This window comes from Prevotella aurantiaca (genome assembly GCF_015262605.1).
In the GTDB taxonomy this organism is placed as follows: domain Bacteria; phylum Bacteroidota; class Bacteroidia; order Bacteroidales; family Bacteroidaceae; genus Prevotella; species Prevotella aurantiaca.
Genome location: NZ_JABZSJ010000083.1, coordinates 1 through 7,919 on the forward strand (window position 1 = coordinate 1; position 7,919 = coordinate 7,919).

General features: G+C 36.8%; 4 protein-coding genes. 3 read left to right on the forward strand and 1 reads right to left on the reverse strand.

From position 1 onward, the window contains the following. Positions 1–423 precede the first annotated feature (423 nt). Positions 424–3,885: a transcription-repair coupling factor gene (mfd, locus tag HXN26_RS10485; RefSeq protein ID WP_273161175.1), complete on the reverse strand. Its 3,462-nt coding sequence runs from the start codon at positions 3,883–3,885 to the stop codon at positions 424–426. 507 nt (positions 3,886–4,392) lie between these two features. On the opposite strand from mfd, the gene HXN26_RS10490 reads away from it, so the two are divergent. The 3 genes from HXN26_RS10490 (at position 4,393) to HXN26_RS10500 (ending at position 7,727) form a co-directional block, all read left to right on the forward strand. Continuing rightward, a complete protein-coding gene (locus tag HXN26_RS10490) occupies positions 4,393–5,157 on the forward strand; it encodes a TPM domain-containing protein (protein ID WP_273161172.1) in 765 nt (254 codons plus the stop codon). Positions 5,158–5,196: 39 nt separating this feature from the next. Beyond that, positions 5,197–5,781, forward strand: a complete 585-nt coding sequence (locus HXN26_RS10495) for a LemA family protein (RefSeq protein WP_273161173.1) — start codon at positions 5,197–5,199, stop codon at positions 5,779–5,781. 491 nt (positions 5,782–6,272) lie between these two features. Next, entirely contained in the window at positions 6,273–7,727 is a 1,455-nt protein-coding gene (locus tag HXN26_RS10500) for a trypsin-like peptidase domain-containing protein (RefSeq protein WP_273161174.1), read from the forward strand. Positions 7,728–7,919 lie beyond the last annotated feature (192 nt).

Below are 7,919 nucleotides of genomic sequence, written 5' to 3' on the forward strand. Positions count from 1 at the left end.
CAAATAATATATTACACTGACAAACAATTAGTTAGATATTTACTGAATATCCCTACCTAAATGTTTTTTAATAGCCTAAATCTGCTAAGGTAGTTTCTCCCGAAATAATGTCTAAATAATTCTTATACTCCAAAGGTATTTCCTGTTTAAATATTATTTCTTTCTCGGGATCGATGTTTCTATAGAATTTATAGCATAAGTATAGTCATTCATTTAAGCTAGGGTAAAGTTCAATTGTTGCTAGTTTATAGTTTATAATACGAGAATAATCTTTATCGGTTAATCTACAAATCTCAAGTCTGTATATTCCAGAAGGATGTGTATTATGTGTATTACGTGTATCACCTCATATATCTTTCTTAACTAATAACAAGTTATGTATTGTTGTCTTTTATTGCTTCACACAAAGTTTTTCTTTGCTTCTTATCCTTTGTCTATTTCTCTTAGTACGAAAACAGCATCGCCAACCGTCTTTATGTTTGAAACTATCATTGAGCGCTTGCCGTTTTTCTCCTTAATGTTGCAACGGCGAGGGTTTGCAGCAATATAATCGATACATTTTCCGAAGGCGTTACTCTTATAGTATGCACTGTTTAGATTGGACACAAATTGCATTTGCAAGGTGCTTTGTTTCAAAATAAGCTTTTCGCAACCAAGGTGTTTACCCAATCGGCGGAGCGAAACTACTTGCATTAATTCTATTCCTTGACGTGGAATTGGTCCGAAACGGTCTTCCAATCGTTTGCGATAGGCGTCTAATTGTACATCGTTTTCAATGTTATCGAGTTCGCGATAGAGCAACATTCTTTCTGAACTTCCAGGTACATACGTGTCGGGGAAATACATTTCGAGGTCGCTTTCTACGGCACAATCGTCTACAAAATCATCACCAGATAGCTGTTTTCCTTCTGCCATTTCCTCCTCATAAAGGTCTTGAAACTCTTCGTTCTTAAGTTCAGTTACAGCCTGATTCAATATTTTCTGATAAGTTTCGTAGCCTAAATCTTCCATAAAACCACTTTGTTCTGCTCCAAGAAGATTACCTGCGCCACGAATATCAAGGTCTTGCATTGCTAAACTGAAACCACTACCAAGGTCGGAAAATGTTTCTAAAGCCTCCAAACGACGGCGTGCATCTGGATTTAAAGCTGCCAATGGTGGTGCAAGTAAATAACAGAAAGCTTTTTTATTAGAACGTCCCACGCGTCCTCTCATTTGGTGAAGGTCTGAAAGTCCGAACTTATGTGCATCGTTTATTATGATGGTGTTGGCGTTTGATATATCGATACCGTTTTCGACAATGGTTGTTGAAAGCAACACATCGTAATCGTGGTTCATAAAACCAATAATAATCTCTTCCAACTCTTCGGGTTTCATCTGCCCATGTCCTATTGCTACACGACAATCGGGCACATTTTTCTTGATAAGGCTTGCTAATTCGGGCAAGTTTGCTATTCGGTCGTTCACAAAAAATACTTGTCCGTTGCGACTCATTTCAAAGTTTATTGCATCTGCAATTACTTCTGCCGAGAAAGTTGCAATTTCTGTTTGAATAGGATAACGATTGGGCGGTGGAGTTCGCATAATACTCATATCTCTTGCTCCCATTAAAGAGAATTGTAAAGTACGTGGAATTGGTGTTGCCGACATAGTAAGTGTGTCGATATTACTTTTCAGTTGGCGTAGTTTTTCCTTTGTTGATACACCAAACTTCTGCTCTTCGTCAATAATAAGTAAGCCAATATCTTTCCATTTCACATTTTTGCTTATCAGCTTATGCGTTCCCACAAGAATATCTATCTTCCCTTCGGCTAAATTTGCCAATACCTGTTTGGTTTGTTTAGCTGTTCTTGCTCGCGAAAGATAGTCTACTGTAACAGGCATATCCTTTAGTCTCTTCTTGAAAGTTTGATAATGTTGGAATGCGAGTACCGTAGTTGGAACGAGCACTGCCACTTGTTTTCCATCGGTTGCAGCTTTAAAAGCAGCGCGCACTGCAACTTCTGTCTTGCCAAAACCTACATCTCCACAAACTAATCTATCCATTGGACGAGAACTTTCCATATCTTGCTTCAAGTCTTGCGTTGCTTTCAGCTGATCGGGTGTATCTTCATAAAGGAAAGAAGCCTCCAATTCATGCTGCATATACGAGTCGGGCGAGAAAGAATAGCCTTTTTCATGGCGACGTTTAGCGTATAGTTTTATTAAATCGCGGGCAATATCCTTAATGCGTTTCTTTGCTTTTTCCTTAAGTCTATCCCAAGCTCCAGAGCCGAGAACTGAAAGACGTGGGGCAGCATCGCCACTATCTGCACGGCGATACTTACTAATTTTGTAAAGCGAATGAATAGAAACGTCAACAATATCGTTGTGCTGATACACCAAACGTATCATTTCCTGATAAGATTCGCCAGCAGGAACACGCACTAAACCTGCAAATTTGCCAATACCAAAATCAACATGAACAAGAAAATCGCCTGGTTCCATCTCTTGCAATTCTTTCATTGTAAGAGCCATCTTTCCTTGTCGGGCTTTATCTGACTTTAAACTGTATTTATGGAAACGATCGAATATTTGATGGTCGGTAAAAAAACAAACTTTCAAATCGTTGTCTACAAAACCTTCATGAATGGTTCTGTTAACGGGTATAAAAGGAATGCTATCTGCTACTGAAGTTGTTTCGGCTTCGCTATTTATTTCTTTACTATTGAATATATCGCGTAAACGAGTTGTTTGTTTTTCGCTGTCTGCAAGAATATAAAGTTTATACCCTTGCAACAGATAATCTTTCAATGACTGCGTAAGCAATTCAAAGTTTTTGTGAAAAAGTGGCTGAGGCGATATATTAAAATGTATAATAGCCTTCGCATTTGTATGCTTTGTTCCAAATTCAATTCGCTTAAAATTTAGAGCATCATCAGCAAATTGTTGTGCTGTTACAAGTTGAAGATTTGCCTGTAATTGCTTTCTCAACTCGTTTTGTTCCACCTCTGTTCTGCCTTCAAGTTGTTCGGTAAGTGCTTGTGCAGTGAAGCCTTCGTTGTAAATACGCTCAATTGTGTCATGAATATACAACAAATCTTTCATTACGAGAACCGAATTTTTTGGAAGAAACTGCAAAAAAGGTATTTTCTCTTCGCTCAATGTTGCCAATTCTGGTACAATTTCTACCTTTTCTTTTTTATCCTTCGATAACTGTGTTTCCACCTCGAATGTACGAATTGTGTCTACATCGTTACCGAAAAAATCGATACGATATGGTAATTCGCTCGAAAAAGAATAGACATCAAGAATGCTACCACGCACAGCAAACTGACCTGGTTCATACACATAATCTACTTGTTGGAAGCCATAAGAGCGTAAAGTTTTCTCTGTTTCTGTTAGGTCTATCGTCTGTCCGACGCTTATAGACAAAGTATGTTCGTCTAATTTATGTTTGGCAACCACCAATTCTGCCAATGCCGAAGGTTCAGTAACAATACAAAGAGGTAACGAAGATGTAGTTTTCTCTTCGTTAATAACAGACAAATGCGACAAAACTTCAGTACGTAAAATCTCGTTTCCTGCATCGCGTTGACCATATTTTACTGCTCTACGATAAGAGGAAGGAAAGAATAAAACTTCAGCAGTTTGTTCGTTTGCGTCGTCGGGCATTGCTATTGTCTTTAAATCATTATAGAAATAGCCCGCTTCGTCGTTATCGTTCAGCACAAAAAGTACTGTTTTTTGCCATCTTTTTACTATTGAAGCAAAAAACATTGGTGTGGCAGAAGCCAATAATCCTTGAAGAAAAATTGTTCGTACCGACTTTTCCTCCATTGTTTTTATCAAAGCATTGCCTTGAGGCAATACCCCATATAATTTCTGTATGTCTTGTATATTCATCGCAATCATTGCGCTCCAACAAACTGTCGGATTTCCTTTTTCGAAGTACAAAGATACAACTTTTACCTTAAATATTGCATGGGCATGATACAAGAAAGTTGTGTAAATGGTTGTAGAAGAATAAAGGATAATAATAAGCCATTAAATCGAACTGATATGAACTCATGTTTTTGCTTATTATTAAAGTACTTCTCCCTACTTTTCAAAGAGGAAATAAAACCTTTAAATAGAGAAAAATTACCAAGGGGAAAAACGTAATTAGATTTTATCAAAAATGTAATTACAAATTTTAAATTTATAATTATGTTTTTTATTTTTATAATTATAGATTTCAGCCATCTTCTTTTTTCTATATCACTTAATCTCAGATATATGAAATATTAAGATGAAAGAGGTATTATATTTTTCGAATACACACATACCATATCACTTCAAATAATACAAGTGCTGTGTATATTATTTTAGCAAAATATTTTGGTTTTATCTTTTTTTGTTATCTTTGCAAGTATGAACAAAGCTATATTTACAATATGCGCATTTCTCTTTTCTATCTTTACGTTGCAGGCAACAGCGAAAGATTGGAATGCCGACAATATACCAATGATTCACCTCAAGGACGCAAGAAGATATGTCTGCGACCCAGAAAATATTATGAGCAAAGCGATGCGAGACTCAACCGATGCTTATATTGGCAGATTGGAAAAGGAGTCTGGTATTCAAGCAGTATTTGTTATTGTGCCCCACGTAGAAAATGGAGATCCATTTCGAGTTGCACAAGATATAGGAAATAAGTATGGTGTTGGCAATAAAAAGACTGACAGAGGATTGGTTATCGTAGTTGCTGTAGAAGATAAAAAATATTTTATCGCACCAGGAGATGGTTTAGAAGGAGACTTAACCGATGTAGAATGCGACGATATTGCACGAGCATGTATTGTAAAAAATATGCGATTGGGCAATCCCGATATGGCTATGCTATCCACGGCAAAGGCCATTTATAGCAAATTCACGACTGGAAAACTAGGTATTCAAAGTCCAAAAGAGAAGGAAGACGATAGTATTGCAGCTTTCATTATTTTTTTTATTGTCGCATTTTGGGTAATTTGGGCGATAAAAAATCGTGGAAATAATGGTGGTAGTGGTGGCTCTACTGGCTTTTGGGGTAATCCTGGCCACATAAACGACCACTTTTTTAGAGGTGGTGGCGGATTCAGCGGAGGAAGTTTCGGTGGAGGTAGCTTTGGTGGCGGTGGATCCGGTGGTGGATGGTAATCAATTTAATAAGAAAAATAATATTTAAAACTAGAAAAGATGAAGAACAAAAAACTTTTAATTGTAATAGCTGTTGTAGGTATCATAGCTTTATGGGCTTTTTCCGGCTACAACGGAATGGTTGATTCACAAGAAGCAGCAACTACTGCTTTAAGTAATGTAGAGACACAATATCAACGCAGAGCAGACATGATGCCACAGTTAGTAAAGATTGTAAAGGCATATGCTAAGCATGAAAAAGAAACATTTGATGCAGTAACAAAAGCACGCAATGCTGCAACACAGATTCACCTTGATGTTGATAACTTGACACCTGAAAAGATGAAAGAGTATGAAGTTGCACAAAATGAAGTTGCACAAGCTTTCTCTCGTTTAATCGCTGTTGCTGAAGCTTATCCAGAACTTAAAGCGAGCGATAACTTTAAGTCTTTGCAAATTCAAGAAGAAGGAACAGAAAATCGCATTAACGAAGCACGCAAAAAATACAACGAAAGCGTACAGGAATATAACCAAACCGTTCGTCATTTCCCTAACTCATTATTAGCAGGAATCTTCGGTTTCAAGAAAATGACAAAGTTTACTGCTGTAGAAGGTGCAGAAAAGGCACCAGATTTGGATATTTAAAACTTTTAGGTGTGTTAAACCACTACCTTTATGCTACTGAATTTTGTTGGCTGAGCACTTTAAAGTCAAAAAATAAGCTATAAAGGTATTGGTTTTAACTCTTCAATATCATATAAGACTATTGCATTATTCTTATGATTACAAACGTTTTCATTGGTTTTAATTCTCTTTTTTTATAAAAAACTACCATGTTGAACGAATGTAAAATTCACTATTAGTCTAATCAAGATTCGTTAAGTTGGCCTTTTTAATTGTTAAATTGGAATAAACAAAACTGACAAATTAGCACATTTACATTTTTTGGGTCTATATTTGCACTCTATTCTTCAAACGGAGTAATTGTATATAAATAACGGCTCCAGGATTATAAAGGCTTTTAACATATCCATCACCATCTGACAAGTTGTCACTTGGAACTATAAATTACAAGTACTTAAATATAAAAAAATAAGAGTAAAACAAAAATATTAATTTAATAAGATAAAGAGATTATGAAAAAGATTGAAAAATTTTTCTTTGGTGCGGCTTGCGTGCTTGCATTATCATTCTCAGCAGGAGCTTTCATTAAGGTATATGCTGCAAAAGCACCTGTTAGTGTACCAGGACAACCAGTAGACCTTACTTATGCTGCTGAAAAAGCATTGCCAGCAGTAGTACACATTAAAAATGCACAGAATTCAAAAACAAAAACTGTAGAAGTTCCTGACGACCCATTTGGTGGATTTTTCGACTTCTTTGGTTTTGGAAATCCTGGCGGAGGTTCACGACAACAGCAAATTCAAACGCCAAAACGAAGCGTTACTGGTAGTGGCGTTATCATCTCTTCAGACGGTTATATTGTTACAAATAATCACGTTGTAGAAGGTGCCGATGAACTTACCATAACACTTAACGATAATAGAGAATTTTCGGCTCGAGTAGTAGGAACTGACAAAAGCACTGACCTTGCTTTAATTAAAGTAAGTGCAAACAACCTCCCTACTCTTCCAATTGGTAATTCAGATAATCTGAAAGTAGGTGAATGGGTTATTGCAGTAGGTAATCCTTATAATTTGAATAACACTGTAACTGCAGGAATTGTTAGTGCAAAAGCTCGTGGATTAGGTGCGACTCAAGGTGTAGAAAGCTTTATTCAGACCGATGCTGCCATTAATCAAGGTAACTCTGGCGGTGCGCTTGTTAATGTTCAGGGAGAATTGGTAGGTATCAATGCTATGCTTTACTCACAAACAGGTTCTTACAGCGGTTATGGCTTTGCTATTCCAACTGTTATTATGAACAAAGTTGTAGAGGATATTAAGAAATATGGAAGCGTTCAGCGTGTGGTATTGGGAATTCAAGGTGGCGATGTTCTTAACTATATCAATGCACAGAAGGAAGAAGGAAAGAGTGTAGACCTTGGCACAAATGAAGGTGTATTTGTTGATAAGGTTAGCGAAGATGGAAATGGAGCAGAAATTGGTTTGCGCAGTAACGACGTTATTACAAAGTTCGACGGCAAGAAAGTAACTAAGATGTCAGAACTTCAACAACTATTAAATGTAAAACGTCCTGGTGATAAGGCTACTATCACGTTTATGCGCGACAAGAAAGAAATAACGAAGACCGTTATTCTAAAGAATGCGCAAGGTACAACAAAACCTATAGCACAAGCTGACATTGATGTTCTTGGTGGACAATTCCGCCCAATAACTGAAGCGACACAGAAGCAGTTGAATATTAAATATGGTCTTGAGGTATTAAAAATCAATGGTGGTGCATTGCGTGAAGCAGGTATTAATCGTGGCTTCATCATTCAGAAGGTAAACGACCAAATGGTAAATTCAATTGATGCATTGCAGAAGATAGTTAAATCAGCTTCTACCAGCAGCGAACCTGTACTTTATATTCAGGGTATCTATCCTACTGGTAAGAAAGCTTACTTCGCTGTTCCATTATCAGAATAAATTCTCGTTAATTCAACTTTGGGACAATAACTAAACGGCAAACAAATTTATAGAAACACCCCTGTTTTGAAACAGAAAGACAATTCAGATAACTTGGCCATCGTTTAAGTATTATCCCAATGTAGATTATAATAATTTTAAAAGAGGGTGTGTCAAAATTGATACATCCTCTTTTTATTCTTCCTTTACCTT